The sequence below is a fragment of the Coprococcus sp. AF16-22 genome (genome assembly GCF_003461545.1).
In the GTDB taxonomy this organism is placed as follows: domain Bacteria; phylum Bacillota; class Clostridia; order Lachnospirales; family Lachnospiraceae; genus Coprococcus; species Coprococcus aceti.
Genome location: NZ_QTXH01000004.1, coordinates 149,352 through 169,614 on the forward strand (window position 1 = coordinate 149,352; position 20,263 = coordinate 169,614).

At 45.3% G+C, this 20,263-nt stretch carries 18 protein-coding genes; all 18 read left to right on the plus strand.

The annotated features are described in order from the left end of the window. The first annotated feature begins 5 nt into the window (after positions 1-5). The 18 genes from DWW60_RS06725 (at position 6) to dxs (ending at position 20,256) form a co-directional block, all read left to right on the plus strand. On the plus strand, positions 6-6,299 hold the full coding sequence (locus tag DWW60_RS06725; protein ID WP_117874725.1) for a DUF5057 domain-containing protein: 6,294 nt from the start codon (positions 6-8) through the stop codon (positions 6,297-6,299). 119 nt (positions 6,300-6,418) lie between these two features. Then, positions 6,419-7,804, plus strand: a complete 1,386-nt coding sequence (locus DWW60_RS06730; RefSeq protein WP_117874791.1) for a shikimate kinase — start codon at positions 6,419-6,421, stop codon at positions 7,802-7,804. Further along, positions 7,804-8,895 carry a M24 family metallopeptidase gene (locus DWW60_RS06735; protein ID WP_117874727.1) on the plus strand — a complete coding sequence of 364 codons (1,092 nt, stop codon included), beginning with the start codon at positions 7,804-7,806 and terminating at the stop codon, positions 8,893-8,895. The genes DWW60_RS06730 and DWW60_RS06735 overlap by 1 nt, the downstream gene beginning before the upstream one ends. A 250-nt stretch (positions 8,896-9,145) precedes the next feature. Continuing rightward, entirely contained in the window at positions 9,146-9,703 is a 558-nt protein-coding gene (efp, locus tag DWW60_RS06740) for an elongation factor P (protein WP_055144922.1), read from the plus strand. A gap of 195 nt (positions 9,704-9,898) precedes the next feature. Further along, positions 9,899-10,831, plus strand: coding sequence for a stage III sporulation protein AA (spoIIIAA, locus tag DWW60_RS06745; protein WP_117548748.1), 933 nt, complete (start codon positions 9,899-9,901; stop codon positions 10,829-10,831). 14 nt (positions 10,832-10,845) lie between these two features. Further along, entirely contained in the window at positions 10,846-11,364 is a 519-nt protein-coding gene (locus tag DWW60_RS06750) for a stage III sporulation protein AB (protein ID WP_055272703.1), read from the plus strand. Positions 11,365-11,381: 17 nt separating this feature from the next. Then, entirely contained in the window at positions 11,382-11,582 is a 201-nt protein-coding gene (spoIIIAC, locus tag DWW60_RS06755) for a stage III sporulation protein AC (protein ID WP_015533564.1), read from the plus strand. Between the two features lie 25 nt (positions 11,583-11,607). After that, complete coding sequence (spoIIIAD, locus tag DWW60_RS06760; protein WP_022216698.1) at positions 11,608-11,997, plus strand: stage III sporulation protein AD; 390 nt, start codon at positions 11,608-11,610, stop codon at positions 11,995-11,997. After that, positions 11,987-13,195, plus strand: coding sequence for a stage III sporulation protein AE (locus tag DWW60_RS06765; RefSeq protein WP_147341850.1), 1,209 nt, complete (start codon positions 11,987-11,989; stop codon positions 13,193-13,195). Before spoIIIAD ends, DWW60_RS06765 begins: the two co-directional genes overlap by 11 nt. Before the next feature lie 18 nt (positions 13,196-13,213). Then, positions 13,214-13,687, plus strand: a complete 474-nt coding sequence (locus DWW60_RS06770) for a stage III sporulation protein AF (protein ID WP_158547566.1) — start codon at positions 13,214-13,216, stop codon at positions 13,685-13,687. Then, entirely contained in the window at positions 13,687-14,295 is a 609-nt protein-coding gene (locus tag DWW60_RS06775; RefSeq protein ID WP_117548751.1) for a hypothetical protein, read from the plus strand. The genes DWW60_RS06770 and DWW60_RS06775 overlap by 1 nt, the downstream gene beginning before the upstream one ends. Before the next feature lie 12 nt (positions 14,296-14,307). Next, positions 14,308-14,940, plus strand: coding sequence for a SpoIIIAH-like family protein (locus DWW60_RS06780; protein ID WP_117548752.1), 633 nt, complete (start codon positions 14,308-14,310; stop codon positions 14,938-14,940). Between the two features lie 100 nt (positions 14,941-15,040). Further along, on the plus strand, positions 15,041-15,460 hold the full coding sequence (locus tag DWW60_RS06785) for an Asp23/Gls24 family envelope stress response protein (protein ID WP_015533560.1): 420 nt from the start codon (positions 15,041-15,043) through the stop codon (positions 15,458-15,460). A gap of 36 nt (positions 15,461-15,496) precedes the next feature. Further along, positions 15,497-15,976: a transcription antitermination factor NusB gene (nusB, locus tag DWW60_RS06790; RefSeq protein ID WP_117548753.1), complete on the plus strand. Its 480-nt coding sequence runs from the start codon at positions 15,497-15,499 to the stop codon at positions 15,974-15,976. Next, positions 15,960-17,240, plus strand: a complete 1,281-nt coding sequence (gene xseA, locus DWW60_RS06795; protein WP_158564570.1) for an exodeoxyribonuclease VII large subunit — start codon at positions 15,960-15,962, stop codon at positions 17,238-17,240. The genes nusB and xseA overlap by 17 nt, the downstream gene beginning before the upstream one ends. 2 nt (positions 17,241-17,242) lie before the next feature. Next, positions 17,243-17,476 (plus strand): exodeoxyribonuclease VII small subunit, encoded by a 234-nt coding sequence (xseB, locus tag DWW60_RS06800; RefSeq protein WP_117548755.1) that lies wholly within the window; start codon positions 17,243-17,245, stop codon positions 17,474-17,476. After that, on the plus strand, positions 17,473-18,357 hold the full coding sequence (locus DWW60_RS06805; RefSeq protein WP_117874733.1) for a polyprenyl synthetase family protein: 885 nt from the start codon (positions 17,473-17,475) through the stop codon (positions 18,355-18,357). The genes xseB and DWW60_RS06805 overlap by 4 nt, the downstream gene beginning before the upstream one ends. Before the next feature lie 21 nt (positions 18,358-18,378). Continuing rightward, a complete protein-coding gene (gene dxs / locus DWW60_RS06810) occupies positions 18,379-20,256 on the plus strand; it encodes a 1-deoxy-D-xylulose-5-phosphate synthase (protein ID WP_117548756.1) in 1,878 nt (625 codons plus the stop codon). Positions 20,257-20,263: the final 7 nt, after the last annotated feature.

Sequence of the window (20,263 nt, forward strand, 5' to 3'; positions counted from 1 at the left end):
ATACAGTGTTTAAGAATAAAAAAATAGTCTTATCATCTATAGCTATTATATTCGCACTTGTAGTCAGCTCTATATTTGTGAATTATACACTGGCTAACTCCGATTCTCAGGCTTCCCTGAGTGATACGAACGGCAGCGGAAGTACATCTACAAGTCTGACGGGATTGTCCAATATCGATTTGGCAGTTAAGAACTCCAACGATGCTGGCAAGAAACAGACAGGAGAGGACAAATTCAGAATCGTCCAGATAGTACCTGATTCATATAGTGGCAATGCAGATATGGATGAGAAGCTGAAGGAAACTGTCACTGATAGCAAGTTTTCAGGTGATGCGAAGAAGCTGACAGGATACGATTCAACAACATATCTTTGGAGATATGTATATGCAGGTGAGTATTTCAGACTTGCAGTGTTCAATGGATATAAGACGATAAGCGATAACATGGCTGCCGGTGCGGTGACTCTTACAACTTGTACAGTCAGCGAGCTGAACAGCATGGATACAACAGCCCAGGGAATCCTCAATCAGGCGGATTTCATATATATTTGGGCAAATGGTGCCAGTGATTATGCCAGCACATCAAATGATATAAGCGAGGATCTGTATAACTGGCTGGATGCGTATGCTACAGCAAACTCACATCCTATAGCATTGTGTACAGGAACTCTGTGTACATCAGAGCCAGAGCTTATAACAGGAAATAATGATGATTACAGAATGGGTGCACTTGCATACAAGCTGATCACCAAGGGTGCTGTGGCAAGATATGATAATGTCCTTGTTACAGAGCCGGATTTCTTTAAGACACTTTATCAGGAGGCAGATGATAACAAGACGACTCCTGATATAAACAAGACAACAAAGACGATCTCTGACTTTATTCTTCAGGCAGAGAGAAAAGCCAGCGAGGGTGGTAGCGATTACCTTAACTATGGAACATACTATAAGTGGTATGAGGGTGTATCAATACTTGATTTCCTTGATGGTAACATACCGGATAATATCAAGGATTCCACATATGATAAGGCTGGTTCAAGATCAGGTCTTACAGGAGACAGAAAGTCGTGGAACTTTGATAATGCCAAGATACTTGTGATTTCAGAGGACGGAGCCGGCAGTGCAATGTTCAGTGAAATCACAGAGAAGAATAGCAGTGCTACACGTGGAGACATGGCTTCTGCTGATTACACATTCAATGCGAAGACAAATACATGGGAATCTGTACAGAAGGCTCCAAACAGCGATCTGACAGGACATATGTATGCGAATGGTACTTCAAGCAGTGGTACAGGTCTTTCAAGATATGTGCCAAGTGGTGCTGATGTTTATCTCATTGACAGTGCCGATCTTGTAGAGGCGATGACCAATGGCGGTAAGGCATTTAAGAATGTCAACTTTGCAACATCATACTATAAGGATGTCAAGACAAAGTCAGTTTCCGGTACAGTGAGATGTACTGATGATGCAGGTGATGCAGTGGATCCAGCAGCAGATATGTATGCATATCTTGTAGTAGAAAATGGAACACAGCTTAATCTGGCAGGAACATCAGTAGATATTCTTATGAAGGCTCCTCTTGAGATGAAAGAGGTTCCGAAACTTGACGAGAATGGTCAGGAGATAAAGGATGCTGATGGCAACACAGTTATGGAGACTGTATACACATACAGCTTTGACAGACTCAGCCCTGAATATAGCTACAAGGTTGTAGTTGGAGGAGATGTCAGTGATGACCAGTTCTCTTATGATGATCTTGTGGTTGGAGTAGCTGATAATTCCGGTCTTGTTGACGGAAGTGATACTGATTATCAGTATGATTTCAATATTAAGACAGTTGACGAGGACAATGTATCAGGATACACATACAGAATAGACGCAGCAGGAACAGAAGATGAGAATGTTGTAGTTACATATCAGGATTTCCAGGAGAATGTTGGTAATGCAGATCTCAATTATGAGTATAAGAGTGATCTTGTATATACTAATCTGGATTTCTCAGATGCGGCAAAGGTTGTTTCGTATGTTACTGGTCTGCATGACAAATATCTCGAAACCCAGGCAGTATTCATGAATGGTACTTATGATAAGCTTGATCTCTCAGAGTATGACTTTGTATTTATTGACAAGGGTACATATAACAAGGAGATAGGCACAGCGGTATTCAAGGATCTGTGCAGTGCAGTCGAGAGTGGACAGTATTTTATAGTTTCTTCTAAGGCCGGTGACGGAAAGGGCTCAGGAGATGGCAGTGGCGATGATTCAGATCCAACCATTCCGGTAGTTGATTCACCATCGGCAAAGGCAGTGGCTGATGTTATCAATGCCAGTGTGTATCGCGATGGTTCTGATAACAAGTTCAAGGTACTTGAGATTCAGCCGGATTATCCGATTGATCTTGAGGTGGCAGCACTTCAGGATACTGTAAGTACAGCTTATACAACAAGAAGTGATGGAACAACTAAAATAACAGGAAACTATTATACAGTTCCATCTGATGTAGTAAGTGGTAAGTCCAAGCAGGAGCTGGCAGCCAGAACAGAGTATTATGATTTTGATCTTACCAAGGCGAAGATAGCGTACGCTATCGATGGTATATCCATTGGAGATATTCAGCTCACTCAGGTTTCGACCGAGCAGCTCATTGGTATGAAGGAAGATATAGCAGCGACATACGATCTGGTATATATCGGTGGCGATATAAGTGCTATGGATAGAAATCCAGCGGAGATGTACAAAGGACAGAATGATATCGGTAATGCTACGTCGGGTTACACATATCAGATATTCCCAACATTCATCATGTATTACCACACAGGTACACTCAGTCAGTTGATGAATGCATCTACATATAGCCCAGATACAGCACCTATATCAGGATCAACAAATATGCTTGCATCACCAAAGGTTGGTGACAAGTATTACACAACAACATATCTTGCAGAGAATGGTAACGACCTGACAAATACAAAGTATCAGGAGCTTCTCACATACATGGCATCAGGCAGACCGATGATCATAAGTGATGAGCTTACCAGCGTATATGAGAATATGCAGGGTACAAATGCAAATGGTGATAAGCTTTCACAGGCTGAGCTCCTTCAGGGATATTGGTATAAAGATGGAAAGCTTGAGAGAAAGAATTATTATCTCGATCCATCATCAAGAATGTATCAGTTGGTAGATACTCTCTATGCAAGACATACAGGATCAAATGGATCAAATATTCTGTGGGGATTCGATAAGAATGCAACACAGTATATAAGTGATAAGGATGGAATATACGGTAACAGTTTATGGACAAAGCGTGTTCAGTCACTTGCTGGAGGTAAGTTCAAGGAAACTGATTATATGGACTCAGACGTACAGGATCAGTCATGGTATAAGCGTCCGGGAACAGATACTGTATATTATAACTACAAGGTAGTCTGGGATGATGCTACTTCAGCATCTCTTAACAGACTGGTGACAGGAAGTGCACATAGAACAAGACTTACTATCACTACAAAACCAGTTACATATCAGCAGGGAATACAGCAGACTTATATCAAGTCCAACAGATTACAGTTTACATTCCAGGTTGATGGTGATAAGTCAGTATATAACTACAAGTTGTTTGTAGATGTTGATAAGAATACAAAGTTCGAGAAGGGCGGCGGTGATTATTGTCTTGGGGATAAGATCACAAACGGTCAGGAGAAATCACTGACAGTAGCGCTTGACTCTGAGTTCTTTGGATCAGCAGCATGGTATCTTGAGATAACAGATGAGGATGGCAATATAGTTGCTTCTTCTACAGGTCTCAGCAAGATAGTAAATAATAACGTATCAAAGAGTGAGATAAATGTTCTTCAGGTTCAGACAATGGCAGAGGGACAGACGGCAACCTCATGGGGAGCAACTGATACACTTTACTTTGATATTGAGTCACAGACAGCTCACAAGATTGCAAAGTACAATGTATTTGCAAACATGGCAGAGCTTGATAACGCTTCAACTACTCAGTATGCAGTTCTTGGAAGACATGAAAACAGATTCGGCGTATATGAGTTTGATACAAACACAGATGCGGATGATTATTATTCGAATCTTGCAGATGAGCTTTCAGAGGATTATGACATAAATCTTGATCTTGTGGTTGCTTCAAGTGATAGAGCTTCATTCAAGACAGGAGATGGAGTAGATGCTCAGTATGATTGCCTTGATACTATGGTAGAAGAGGCTGAGAAGCTTGCCAAGGGTGAGAAGGTTGATGGACATAGTCAGGAAGAGTACGAGAGCCTTGCCGCTGTTGCACTTACAGAATATTCAGCAGCGTCAGCAAAGGTTGCAACGCCAAAGAAGATTCTTGATAACTATCTCAAGAATGCAATAGACTATATTGATGGTAAATATACAGGAACTACAAATTACAGTACATTTATCAATAATTTCAGGACAAGCAATGCAGAGACAAAGAAAGTCCTTCAGTATATGCAGGATACAGGCGATTATTATCTGATATTCTGGCCAAAGTACAACACAATGAATCACTGTGAGGGTGACTTCAAAGCAGGAAAGATGTCAGATGATTTCGGAGCTGATTTTGCTAAGTATTATTCAGATTATGTGACAGCAAAGAACGCAGAACTTGAGGCAAAGGATAAGTACAATACTTACCTCAGACGTTCATATGGTAAGAGCTTTATGAAGAACATGTACTCAATACTTGTTCTTGGACCATCGGATTCATTTGGTGGATTTAAGGTTGACTTCAAGAAGGAAACATGTCAGTACATACTTGACTATGTATCAGCAGGAGGAGATTTATTCTTCTTCCATGATTCAATGTCACCATATGCAAATGCAGGTGCAGTTAACCTTACAAAGTCACTTTTATCAGTAGTAGGAATGAACAGATTCCATGTTGATATAACAGACAATGTTGTTAAGTATGACAATCCACTTAAGCTTGGTAAGTATAACGTTAAGAGTGTTTCTTACAGCAAGGCTTCTGTTAATACAAGTACACTGGAAGTTACATACACAGCAGATGGAACAGTTGATGATGTGACATATACATCACCGGATAGCAGCTTGTATTACCTGACACCATATGCAAATAATCCTACTGCAGGCGAAGGATTACTGAACAGTATGAATTCTAACATTATGGATGTATTTGTTGAGAAGAACGCATACTGGCAGCCATATCTTGGAAAAGATAAGAAGGTATATGTAAGTGCACTTGCAATGACAGCACTTTACTACAATGGTAATATGGCTGGTGCAACAACTACACTTCCATATGTATATGCACAGGAGTCATATAAGGCAGCAACAGCCTGGTCACAGGCTTCAAACCAGGATCAGTCAGCTTGTGCTGAGACAGTTAAGGCTACACAGCTTAACTCAGGTCTTGTAACATTGTATCCATACAACATAAGTTCATCACTGAACATATCGGGTACACATCAGCAGGCATTTGCACTTGATCTTGAGAGTGACAACATAACAGTATGGTATACTCTTGCAGGTTCAAATAACTCATCGAACAGTAAGATGCGTTCATCAAAGTATGCAGCGGATCCTGGAGATGCAATGGAGGCTTACTTCATCTACACTACAGCTTATGGCAGTGGTGCGATCACATATTGTGGTGCCGGACATTCATCAGTTACAGGTAGACGTACAAGAAACAATGATGAGAGAAAGCTGTTCATCAACGTTATTGTAAACAGTGCATCAGCAGTACCAGAGATGCCAACTATCAAGTGTTACGATCCAAAGCAGACATGGGCTGCAGAGGATGAGCTTCCAAAGGATGCAGAGGCACTTGCTTCATCAGGAAAGACTGTATATGTAAGTGAGGTTGACTCAAAGACAGATGATCCTGAGTTTGATTATAAGATTGGAATTCCGGAGAAGACAAAGGTAACAAAGGTTAACATTTACTATGATCTGGATTACGATGATTCCGATTACTCAATCAGACCAAGCTATACAGAGAATACTGATAAGATGATTAAGTCATACGATAAGATTGGTACAGCCAAGTTAACATCAATTGCAGGCGATATAAAGGATATTGTGAGAAATGGCAATGGTACAGCCCTTACACCTGATGATTCGTGTTATGCACCATATGGTGGAAATTACACATACATCGTTGTGGAGGTATATTACCAGGGCAAGACAGTTCCTGTATATACAATGATCAAGGTTAAGGCCGCAGATCCATTGTTCGACCTGACAGACAATACTATAGACGTTCCGGCACTTGGAGATTTCATTGCCGAGAAGAAGAATGTATTTGCATAATGCGTATATAGTATAAATAATAGCAATAAATATAGAAACCGGGGTGGTTATATACTCCGGTTTCTTTTTGTGTTATACTGACTCTGTTCAAAATAAGAGACTGAAGGATGGAGATACATATGGAGATAAATGGAAAGACAAGATTATTAGGTTTGCTTGGTGATCCGGTTCAGCACACCATGTCACCGCTTATACACAACACACTCAGCGATATATTGGAAATCAATGAAGTGTATGTGCCGTTCCACACCCATAAGGAGGGGCTGGCGGATGCCGTAAAGGGAGCGTTTGAACTGAATATATTGGGAATGAACGCCACTGTACCTCACAAGAATGAGATAATGGCTTCACTTGTGGATATAGATGAGGGGGCAGCGGCAATAGGTGCGGTCAACACTCTTGTTAGAACTGTAAATGGATATAAGGGATATAACACAGATATGATGGGGCTGTCCAGAGAACTGGAGTCCTACGGAGTGGGACTTGACGGTAAAAAGGTTATCATACTTGGCGCAGGCGGTGCAGCGAGAGCTGTGGCATATATGTGCATGAATAAGGGTGCGGATAAGGTATATATCCTTAACAGAACGATCGAGAAGGCACAGACGATAGCAGAGGACATGAATGGTCATTTTGGCAGAGAGACAATGACTGCCATGAGACTTGGTGATTATGGACAGTTACTGCAGGAGAATGTAGATGATAAGTTCGTGGTATTCCAGTCCACATCGATAGGTCTGGCACCGAAAAATGAGGCGGTAGTCATCGATGATCCACATTTTTACGACAGAGTCAGTGTGGGAATCGATCTCATATATAATCCGTTTGAGACAAAGTTTATGAAGCTTTGCAGACAGGCTGGAGCATTGGCGTACAATGGTTTGCGTATGCTCCTTTATCAGGGAATAATTGCATATGAGCTCTGGAATGATATATCCATATCGGAGGATGTTGCTGATATTGTGTACGACAGATTGCTGCAGTCGGTCAGGGATAATGTTATCCTGATAGGCTTTATGGGGTGTGGTAAGACAACCATTGGCAGGGTGCTCGCGGATAAGCTTGGATTTGATCTGCTTGATGTAGATTCTTATATAGAGGAGAAGGCAGGCTGCAGTATAAAGCAGATATTTGCCGAGAAGGGGGAAGCTTATTTCAGACAGCTTGAGACTGATACCCTTAAGGAGCTGAACAGCCGGCTGTCACATACGGTTATATCCACTGGAGGCGGACTGCCTATGAGACAGGCGAATGTGGATGAACTCAGGCGAATGGGCAGGATCATATATCTGGACGTTAAGCCTGAGGAGGTAGTAAGGCGACTTGCGGGAGATACGACCAGACCTCTTCTGCAGGGAGAAAATGTAGATCAGAGAGTGAGGGAACTTATGGGACAGCGAGGACCAGTGTATGAAGCTGCCGCTGATATCATAGTTCCGGTTACAGGAATTGAAATAGATGAGATAGTACAGGAAATAAGTTCTTATATAGAAGGTGGGAGATGATGGTTATGGACACAGCAATTGCTTATGAAAAGGTCAGAAGGATAATAGATGAGATGAATCTTGATGCGATATTGATCACGGACAGGTACAACATGAGATATATAGCATCGTACCGCGGCGAGGGCGTTATAGTTCTGGCAGGATCAGGTAAGACAGTCATAACGGATTCAAGATATACAGAGCAGGTTCAGCGCGAGTGTGAAGGATATGAATGTGCGGATATTGCTGGAAAAGGATATGTTGCGTGTATTTCGTCTATTCTTGATGGACAGAGAAAAAATTCTGGGAATCTGAGAGTTGGATTTGAGAATCTTAGCATCAGCTATAGAGAGTATTCGGAATATTCGACAGGAATATCCGGTGTGGAATGGATAAGTCTTGATGGTAAGCTGGATTCCTTAAGAGAGATAAAGACAGATGAGGAGATCGAGAATATCCATACAGCGGAGTCAATAGGAGACAAGGCATTTTCACATATACTGGAATATCTCAGACCTGGCATTACAGAGAAGGATGTTGCGCTTGAACTGGAGTATCATATGAAGAAAAATGGTGCGGAAGGCTTGAGTTTTGACACCATAGCTGCATCTGGAATGAATTCATCCATGCCGCATGCTATTCCTACGGATAAGACTCTGAATAAGGGGGACTTCCTCACTATGGATTTTGGCTGTATATATGAGGGATATTGTTCAGATATGACCAGAACCGTAGCAATAGGAAAGGCATCTGATTCAATGAAATATGTGTATGATACGGTACTCAAGGCTCAGACGGAGTCTATGAACATGATAAAACCAGGAGTCAGATGTAACGATGTTGATGCTGTTGCTAGACGTATAATAGCCGATGCCGGATATGGAGATTGCTTTGGACATGGACTTGGACATTCGGTGGGATTGTTTATACACGAGAATCCGAGATTTTCACCTAAGTGTGATGACATATTGAAACCTGGCATGGTCATAACAGTTGAACCGGGAATCTATATTCCTGGACAGTTTGGTGTCAGGATAGAGGATCTGGTTGTTGTGACGGAGGATGGTTACAGGAATCTTACAGGATCAGAGAAGAAGCTGATAGAGATTTAGTAGTGGCGGCTATCACGATATAGAACTCAGGTATCATACCGCAGGTCTTATACCGGGAGCCATCGTGAGTGCTGTAGGAGTATGTGCGTTTGTATTGCTGTGTATATACGACAGTAGAAAGCGCAGAAACGTAGACTTACCTGATAAAGGTTGATGGTATGGTAAAAAATAGTTGAAAATTTATTTCATATATTATAAAATGTGACAAGAAGTTTATATCTTTAAGGAGGATAAGATAGTTATGGCAGAGATGATCTCAGCAGGCGATTTTAGAAACGGCGTTACAATCGAATTCGAAGGAAATATTTATCAGATTATAGAGTTCCAGCACGTTAAGCCAGGAAAGGGTGCAGCTTTCGTTAGAACAAAGCTTAAGAACATCAAGAGTGGCGGTGTTGTAGAGAAGTCATTCCGTCCAACAGAGAAGTGTGAGAAGGCTCACATCGAGAGAAAGGACATGCAGTATCTGTACAATGACGGAGATCTTTATTACTTCATGGATCCAGAGACATATGATCAGATTCCTATCAGCTCAGCAGCTATAGGTGATTCACTTAAGTTCGTTAAGGAGAACGAGATGTGTAAGATCTGTTCACACAATGGCAACGTATTTGCTGTAGAGCCACCTCTCTTCGTTGAGCTTGTTATCACAGAGTGCGAGCCAGGTGTTAAGGGTGATACAGCTACAGGTGCAACAAAGCCATGTACAGTTGAGACAGGCGCACAGGTATCAGTACCTCTCTTCGTTAACGAGGGTGACACGATCAAGATCGATACACGTACTGGCGAGTATCTTTCAAGAGTATAATAATTGTTACCAGCATTAGGATATAACTACCTACGATAACATATAAGAAGAATAAGAGTCCCGGTGATTCAGGATATTTGAATCGCCGGGACTTTTTTGCGCTGTAAGCAACCAAAGGTTCTAACCTATCCACCCTCTGAATATACTTTTTATGTAGCTGTACAGACAGTGTTATATAGAAGAAGGACGATACATATGTGTGGAGAAGATATATTGCATCTGCTTCCCGTCAGGATCAGGTGCATGGTTGAGAAGCTGAGGCTTGATTATGGGAGACTGTGGGAGATACGTCTGAGGGTGAATAGTCCCTTTATACTTAGATACGAGGACTCGGAGATATATGTTGATTCCTGCGGATCAAGAACCTGTAATATGAAGGATGCGTACATAGTGACTGCCAGGGATGTGAACGACACTCTGGAATGTATCTGCAATCATTCCCTGTATGCCTATGAGGATGAGATACGTCAGGGCTTTATCACCGTGTGCGGTGGACACAGGGTAGGAGTTGCGGGCAAGATCATACTCGATGGAACAAGGATCAAATGCATCAGACACATATCATTTCTAAATATCAGGGTGGCACATGAGATCAAGGGATGCAGCGGTGATGTCCTGCCATACATATACGGTGATGGCAAGCTGATGAACACGCTCATAGTGTCCGCTCCGTGTCACGGCAAGACCACACTGCTCAGGGACATCATAAGAGTAGTGTCAGACGGAGGAATGACAGTTGGTGTGGTTGATGAGAGATCGGAGATAGCGGCGTGCTACAAGGGTGTTCCGCAGAATGATGTCGGAATGAGGACTGATGTTCTTGACTGCTGTCCAAAAGCTTCAGGAATGATGATGCTGGTTCGAACCATGGCGCCTGATCTCATAGCGGTCGATGAGATAGGAGGGCAGCAGGATGTCGATGCCATTTTCGGCGTGATAAACTGCGGCTGCCGTCTGCTTGCAACTGCACATGGCTATTCCATGGATGATGTGAGAGACAGGGCAGGGATAAGGCGTCTTGTGGAGAACAGGGTTTTTGAGAGGTATGTTGTGCTTGGAGGCGATAAGGCAGGACAGATCTCTGATATATTTGACGGCCAGGGCAACCGGCTGTGCTGGTACGATTAGATGGGAGGCAGGACATGGTTAAGGCGATAGGGGGATGTCTGATCGTATATGCCTCATTTATGGTGGGACATGCCATAGGGCAGTTGCATGGGCGCATGGTGAAGGAGATGGAGGAAATGCTGCTCTTCATACAACTGTTCAAGGGGCAGATCATGTATGCCGGATCGGAGCTCCCGGAGATACTTGCCGACAGTGCAAAGCGTCTTAAGGGAAATGTTGGTAAATGGGTGAACGGTCTGGCGGAGATGTCTGAGAAGAACAGGGATAGGCCATTTGCAGAATTGTGGACAGACTCACTGGCGATGCTGAGGCGGGACAGTGCCCTGAGCTTGGAGGTGCTGGCGGATGTGGACAGGCTTGGAAAGATAATGGGAGATATGGACGTTGAGGCACAGCTCTCAAGGATAAATCTTGTGGAAGATATAATTACGGACAGATACCAGCGGGAACGCGCCAGAAGTTCCGGGATAAAGAGGCTTGCCAATTCACTTGGACTGCTTGGAGGCGTATTCATAGTTATATTGCTCATGTAGGTTAAGAGGGAGAGACGATGACGATCCAGATACTTCTAAAAATAGGTGCAGTGGGAATTCTGGTGGCACTGCTCAACCAGATACTAAAACATTCAGGCAAGGAGGAGCACGCCTATCTGCTCAATCTGGCGGGACTCATCATTGTGCTTTCCTGGGTTATCCCGTACATAAGTGACCTGTTCAACGAGATCATGGATATTGTAAATATAGGGCAATAAATGAGAGTAGATGTGGGGGTAAATGATGAATCTCATGGCGGTTTCTCTGGCTGCGGTGATCGTGGTTCTGATAGCGGTGAAGATAAAAGAACTGGATTCCGGGTACGGGATCGTGTTGTCCATAGCCGGGTGTGTGATGCTCATGTATTTTGTTGTGAGCAGGTTCAGACTTATAGCTTCGTACATAGACAGGCTGACTGCGTACGTGTCGGTGAATATTTCATATATAGACGTGATCCTGAAAATGATAGGTATAGCGTATATATGCCGATTTTCATCAGATATCTGCAAAGATGCCGGCTGCAATGCCATGGCATCCCAAGTGGAGATGGCGGGAAAGATAACTCTTATTCTGCTCAGTATGCCTATACTCATGGGAGTTATAGATCTGGTGGTGACCATAGTTGAGGGGTAATTTGATAGTGGTGGTGCTGATGCTCTTTATGGGGGTGTCAGTGCCTGATGCGGCAAATGTGTGTAATGAGAGTAAAGTTGAATCATATGATACAGATATCAAATATTGTCCAGAATTTTATGCTGAGAATGAAAAGGAAAATACCACGGAAAGTGACTCTGATATTAACTCAGATATATTGGGGGACGACTCCGTCATCGGAAGCCTCAATGAGATCACAAAAGACAAATCCGACGTGACCTTCTACGACATATACGAGTCCCTAAAGAGTGGTGACGTGGATTCCACCATAGACATGGCACTAAAAGTGTTTTCCGACAGTGTCATATACGAGGTCAGGACAAGCAGGGGGCTGGCGCTGCAGATCATAGCGGTGATCGTGCTCGGAAGTACATTTGCCCAGCTTGCGGGAAATATGGGCGAGTATGTATCCGCCCATGGTTTCATGGTTACATACATGGTGCTGTTATCGTTGCTGCTGGGGGATTTCGTCCTAGTGCAGTCCATCGTGCAGGACACCATAGGAGATGTCACGGAGTTCATGAAAGCGTTCTATCCAATGTACGCCTCGTCTGTGTTATATGTGAGCGGCCCGGAGAGTGCCGGATATTCACAGTCGGTCATAATCCTGGTGATATACATTTGCCAGAATGTGATAATAAGGTTCATACTCCCCCTCATCAAATGCGGCGGGCTCATAGCACTCATAAATAATCTTGGAAGCGAGGATTATTTCTCCCGGATGGCGGGGCTTATGAAGAGCCTGGCGGTGTGGGGAATGCGGACAATGTTTGCGGTGGTAACCGGGATAAATGTGGTCAAGAGCATGATAGCACCGTCCATGGACAGGCTTTCAAGAAATGGCATACTCAGGACATTGGGAAAAGGTGCAGGGATGTCCACGGTGAGCGCTGTCATAAGTGTGATGGTGAGCACAGGAGAGTTTATCAGGAATTGTATGGGGATGGCGTGCACTATCATGATAGTGATACTGGCCGCAGTGCCAATGATCAAGATAATCGTCATCATGTTCATATTAAGGTTCATCGCCGCGGTGGTGCAGCCGGTCGGAGACAAGAGATATGCCGAGGCAGCAGGCATCATGGCGGAGACAGTGGAGCTTATGCTGAGGGCGTGCGGAATAAGCGTGATGATGTTCATCATAAGCATAGCCCTGATGTCGGTGAACATATCATAGAACGGATGGAGGATGTGCATGCTTGCTGAGTGGCTGAAAAATATAGTTGTGTGCAGTATACTTTTTTCTGTCGTGCTGTATATTGCCCCGGATCCGAAGATGCGCAGATATGTCCAGGCGGCTGTGGGATTTGTCATGATGATGGTTGTGATAAATCCTGTAATAGGCTGGCTTGGGTATGCGGACAGGATAGAGTTCAATACATACAGTGAATCGCTTGGAATGGACGTGGCCGAGGGCGATGATGAGATGTATGTCAGGGCCATGGAGGAGGTAGTGGAGCGGTTTATATCTGACAATTGTAATGCCGATGCGGTGGTGCGTATAGTCACCGGGGAGGAGCTTGGGATAGACAGCATGGAGATATCCATACAGTCTGATAAAGTAGACACAGACGGGATAAGATCTGCGGTGTCAGAGGAATACGGCGTTGATGAGAACAGGATTACCATCAGGAGGGGCAATACAGATCATATGCAGGAGGGACTGTAGTGGAGGATTCTAAGAAAAAGGGAATATCGGGGATTATGAATATATTGAAGAGCAGCAACAACAGATTATACAAGTTGCTGCTCATTTTGCTGTCAGGGATATGTCTGATGATAGTTGTGTGGCCGGCAAATAACAGCAAGACTGATAAAAATGACCAAAAGAGCGGATGGACCGGACAGTCCGATGAGACAGACGCGGATGTGACCGGCGGAAATGACCGGAATATGTCAGGGGATACCACGGATTATGTGGAGTATATGGAGGAGAGACTCACATCAGTGCTTGAGCAGGTGGACGGAATATCAGATGTGAGAGTGATGATAACGGTCAAGGACAGCGGTGAGAACATAGCACTCAAGGACTCCGGAAGCAGTTCCAGTGAGAACGGCGACAGCAGCCAGAGAAGCGTGTCGGAGGAGACGGTCATGGTGAGTGAGGGCAGTGGGAGCTCGCCGTATGTGGTCAGGTACAGGGAGCCGGAGACCGAGGGTGTGGTTATCATTTGCAAGGGGGCGGAAAATGGCGATACAACGCTGAAGATAACGAATGCAGTGCAGGCATTATTTGACGTGCCGACGCATAAGATTGTGATATTAGAAGCAAATTAATGTGGAGGGACTATGAAGAAATTCAGTGGAAAGAACAGACTGGCGGTCATCGCACTTGCAGTTATGATAGGGGTGGCCGGTTACATGAGCTTTGCGGATGCAGGAAAGGACAAGAAGAAGGAAAAAGCTGACAAAAAACAGGTGGAGGTGATCAACTATGAGGATCTATCGTCCATGGCGGAAAATGAGAACTCACAGGCGGTGAAGGATGAGAATGGCCAGACCGAGGATGTGGAGCTCAATGGCCAGGAGGATGAGATCGGTGACGCTGTACTCACCAGTGCACAGGTGACAAGCAATATGGCCGCGGCAAAGCTGAACCGTGAGCAGAGCAGATCAAGGAGCAAGGAAGCTTTGATGGATGTGATAGGTGATGAGGCACTCAGCGATTCGGCAAAGAAGGAGGCGACAGATACATATGTGAAGCTGAACGATACCATAGAGAAGGAGACAGATGTCGAGACAGTTCTGGCGGCAAAGGGGTATAGCGATGCCATAGTGACGATAAGTGATGAGGCTGTTGACGTGTCGCTGAATGTGGAATCGCTGTCGGATACCGAGAGAGCACAGATAGAGGACATAGTTATCCGAAAAACAGGGTATGATATAAGCAGTGTTGCAATATCTGTCATGGGTGGCAAATAGACAGCGGAAGGATAAGCCGTGAATCGCATATACTTGCAAAATAGCTGCCTTCAGATTATAATAAGATTCAAATAACCCATACGAAACGGGAGGTATGACCATGAGTGATAAGTTGAATGATGATATCGTGATTGAAGGCAGCGCGGTTCAGGATAATTCTTACAATATAGAAGAGAGCAATTCTCTGGGCAAAGTCCAGATAGCGGATGACGTAGTGGCTATCATAGCAGGGCTTGCAGCCGGAGAGGTTGAAGGTGTATACAGACTTACAGGCAACCTTCCAAATGAGCTTGCCTCAAAGTTCGGAAAGAAGAACCCTGCAAAGGGCGTTAAGGTAGAGCTTCTTCCCGGCAAGGTAAAGGTTGATATTGCGATAGAGGTTCTGTACGAGTACAGCATACCATCAGTATCAGGCCAGGTTCAGGATAAGGTCAAGCAGGCTATAGAGACTATGACAGGACTGAGTGTTGAGGAAGTCAACATAAGGATAGCCGGTGTACGTGTTGGAGACGGCAGATAGGATACAGATAAAGCTTTATATAGTGGAGAGGAAGATATGACTAGAAGAGAGATAAGAGACAGGATATTCAAGATAGTATTTACACTGGAGTTCAATGACGCTGAGGGCATGCAGGATCAGCTTGATTTTGCATTTGACCCTGAGATGCCGGGAGATGAGGAGGACGATCCGCTTCTGTACGGAATAGTCAGCGATGAGGACAGAGATTATATAACCACCAAGGTTAAGAATATCATCTCTAAGAAAGCAGAGATAGATGAGATCATTTCACAGATATCAGAAGGCTGGAAGCTTCCTCGTATAGGCAAGGAGGAGCTGGCTATATTAAGGCTTGGTGTCTATGAAGTGAAGTACGATGAGAGCATACCGGAGAAGGTCGCCATCAATGAGGCGGTTGAGCTGGCAAAGAAGTATTGTGATGCATCGGCGAGCAAGTTCGTGAATGCACTTCTTGCAAAGCTTGTATCCGGTGATAAGGACAAGAAGGAGAGTGGCGCAGATGCCACAGCAGAATAACATATATACAGTCAAGGAACTCAATGAGAGGATACAGGAGTTGGTCAGCGGCGAGCCGTGGCTTGGCAGTCTGGGGGTTGAGGGAGAGATCACAGGACTCGGAACAGACAAGAGAGGTCATATGTATTTCAGTCTCAAGGATCCCAGCGGAGTTCTGGCGGCTGTTATGTTTGCGGGAAAACAGGTATATGGACTCAAGTTTGCTCCGAAGAACGGAGACAAGGTTCATGCATTTGGTCATATTGATGTCTTCGTGAGAGACGGAAAGTATCAGCTCTATGTAGACAGGCTGGTGCGTGTGGGTGACGGCGAGGTGAATGCCAAGCTGGAGAGACTCATAGCCAGACTGGACGGCATGGGGCTGTTTTCGCAGGAATACAAGAAGCCTATTCCCGCCTATCCGAGGCGTATTGGTATAGTGACGGCGGGGGCAAAGGCTGCGATAAGCGATATCCGTGCAGTGGCAAAACGGAGGGATCCGTATGCCCAGCTCTATTGTTATCCTGCGACCGTGCAGGGACAGTATGCGGCGGCGGATATATCCAGAGGAATCGAGATACTTGATTCCATGGGGCTCGACCTCATAATCGTTGGAAGAGGCGGAGGCTCCAAGGAGGATCTGTGGGCGTTCAATGAGGAGCAGGTGGCATGGGCCATATTCAATGCGGAGACGCCTATCATATCGGCTACGGGGCATGAGATAGACACCACAGTTGCGGACATGGTTGCGGACAGGAGAGAATCCAATCCGTCCACGGCTGTCATGCATGCGCTTCCGGTGGTGGCAGAGACAGTTGCCGGATTTGACAGGAGACTTGAACAGCTCACCATGCTGATATCCGGCAGGATAGACAGACTTGCGAGGAGTCTGGATGGTTATGACAGGCAGCTCAGACTTTTGAGTCCATCCGGAAGAATGGACAGTCAGAGGCAGCAGCTTGACAGAATAGAGAAGCAGATAAATGGGCTGATGGCGGATAAGATAGAGGATAGATCGGTGCACTGTGACAGGCTTCATGACAGGATGAAGAGCGCGATGGGCAGAAAGTACGACATGACAAGGAATGCCCTGGCGGTCATGACGGAGAGGATACATGGCCTTTCGCCTACAGCTAAGCTCATAAATGGATTTGGATATATTTCATCGGATGGTGAGCCTGTCAGATCTGTGTCAGGGATCACACCTGGGGATGATATAGAGATAACTCTTCATGATGGAAGAATACAGGCGGTCGTGGCTGACGTGACCGGGCAGGAGGAATAGATATGGCAGAAGATACACAGAATATGGATACAGCGGACACTCTTCAGGATGTGTCCATAGAGGAGGCTCTTGCCAGACTTGATGAGATAGCGGCTGCGCTTGAGAATACTGATACGGGGCTCAAGAAGTCCATGGAGCTTTATTCTGAGGGCGTCCAGCTCATAAACAGATGCAGGAATTACCTGTGCGATGTTGAGAAAGAGATGATAACACTTTCGGGTCAGGAGGAAGCATGATAGATAAACTTATAGCGGAGAAGGCGGCAAGGATCAACGATATAGTTGAGAGCTATCTGCCACCTGCAGACGGATTTAACAGGACAGTGTGTGAGGCCATGGCGTACTCGGTAGAGGCGGGTGGAAAGAGGCTTCGTCCCATGCTCATGGAGGAGACATACAGGCTGTTCGGCGGCAAGTCAGAGGTTATAAAGCCGTTCATGGCTGCGATAGAGATGATACATACATATTCACTCATACATGACGATCTTCCGGCTCTGGACAATGACGATTACAGGCGCGGAAGAAAGACATCCCATGTGGTATTTGGCGAGGCGATGGCCATTCTTGCGGGGGATGCGCTGCTCAATTATGCATATGAGACCGCATGTAAGGCATTTGGCATGGGTGAGGATATACATGCTGTGGCGCCTGCGATGTGTGTGCTTGCGCAGAAGCCGGGTATAAACGGCATGATAGGCGGTCAGGTCGTCGATGTGGAGATGACCGGCAAGGAGCTCTCAAAGGAGCAGCTTGAATATGTGTATGAGAACAAGACCGGAGCCCTCATAGAGGCATCCATGATGATAGGCGCGATACTTGCGGGGGCAGACGAGGCTAAGGTTGCGGCGGTACACAAGATAGCATCGGACGTCGGCATGGCATTCCAGATCCAGGACGATATTCTGGATGTCTGTGGAGACAGTGCGCTCCTTGGAAAGCCGACGCTGAGTGATGAGGAGAATGGCAAGGTTACATATGTCACAATACATGGAATTGATGAATCCAGACGTTATGTGACTGAGCTGTCGGAGAGAGCAGTAAGAGAATTGGAAGAGATAGGCGGGGACAATGAGTTTCTGAAGGAATTGGTCATCTGGCTGATAAACAGGGATAAATAGGACTCCTCTCGTGGTGTGCATATGAATATACTGGATAGAATAAATAAACCAAACGATATAAAGGATATAGACAGGGAAGATCTGCCGGAGCTGGCGGATGAGATCAGAGAATTTCTGGTGTCGCATGTGAGCGAGACCGGTGGACATTTGGCTCCGAATCTTGGATGCGTGGAACTTACCATGGCACTTCACAGGGTTTTGGATTTCCCTGAGGATAAGCTTATATGGGATGTGGGACATCAGTCCTATGTCCACAAGATACTGACGGGCAGGAAGAATGAGATGGGCACTCTCAGACAGTTTGGAGGAATGAGCGGTTTTCCGAAGACCAGTGAGAGCCCGTGCGATGCGTTCAATACAGGACACAGCTCAACATCCATTTCCGCTGCGCTTGGAATGGCGTGTGCCAGAAGTATCAAGGGTACAAATGAGAAGATTGCCGCAGTGATCGGAGATGGCTCCTTCACAGGTGGCATGGTATATGAGGCCATGAATAATATGGCGGATATCAAGACCGGCTGCCTTGTTGTGCTGAACGATAACAATATGTCCATCGATCAGAATGTTGGCGGCATGTCCACATATCTCAGCAAGATACGTGTTGGGCAGCAGTACAATGATTTTAAGGGCAATGTGGAGAAGATCCTCATGAAGATCCCTGTGGCTGGAGAACATCTTGCCAGAGGACTGAAGAAGTCAAAGGATTCCATCAAGCAGATATTTGTGCCGGGGATGTTCTTCGAGGAGCTGGGAGTCACATATATAGGACCTATAGACGGACACGATATAGATGTGATGGAGGCCACTTTCCGAAAGGCGCTTAAGCTTAACAGACCGATCCTTGTGCATGTGAAGACAGTGAAGGGCAAGGGGTATACCCATGCCGAGAGACACCCTAGCTATTTCCACGGCGTTGATCCGTTTGATATACAGACTGGAAAGGTTATTAAGGACCGGAAGGCCATGACAAACACAGGAGTGTTTGCCAGAAAGCTGGTGGAGCTTGGCAAGGCTGATCCAAGGATAACGGCCATAACGGCTGCCATGGGCAAGGGAACAGGAGTGTCGGCATTTGCTGCGGAGTTCCCGGACAGAGCTTTTGACGTTGGCATCGCGGAGGAACATGCGGTGACGTTTGCTGCGGGACTTGCTGCGTCGGGACTGGTGCCAGTGGTTGCGATATACTCGTCATTTTTGCAGAGGGCATATGATCAGATCTTACACGATGTGTGCCTGCAGAAGCTGCATGTCATATTTGCCATTGACAGGTCAGGGCTTGTCGGTGCAGATGGCGATACACATCAGGGCATATTTGACACTGCGTTTCTGTCACATATTCCGAACATGACCATCATTGCGCCGAAGAACAGATATGAGCTCACCAGAGCGATGGAGTGGGCTGTTGCTTACGATGGTCCGGTTGCGCTCAAGTATTCCAGAGGAGAGGCTTATTATGGACTTAAGGAATACAATGCGGATATTGAGTATGGCAGGAGCGAGATGATCCACAGGGGACAGAAGCTTGCCATAGTGGCTGTTGGCAACATGGTTCAGGAGGCCGAGAAGGTATATGACAGACTGCTGGCAGAGGGAACAAATGTCACATTTGTCAATGCAAGATTTCTGAAGCCGATAGATACTGATATGATAGATGAGCTCAGCAGGGATCATGAACATATAGTGGTTATTGAAGAAGAGATAAAGCATGGCGGATACGGATCTCTGGTCGAGGAGTATGTCATGGACAGACACCTTGATGTGGATGTGACAGTGTGTGCCATTGAGGATACATTTGTACAGCATGGAAGCGTGGATGAGCTCAGGAGGATGCTGAAGCTTGACGCGGATTCGCTGTATGACAGGATAAAACATATAATATCGACAGATTGTACAGAATAAGAGGAAG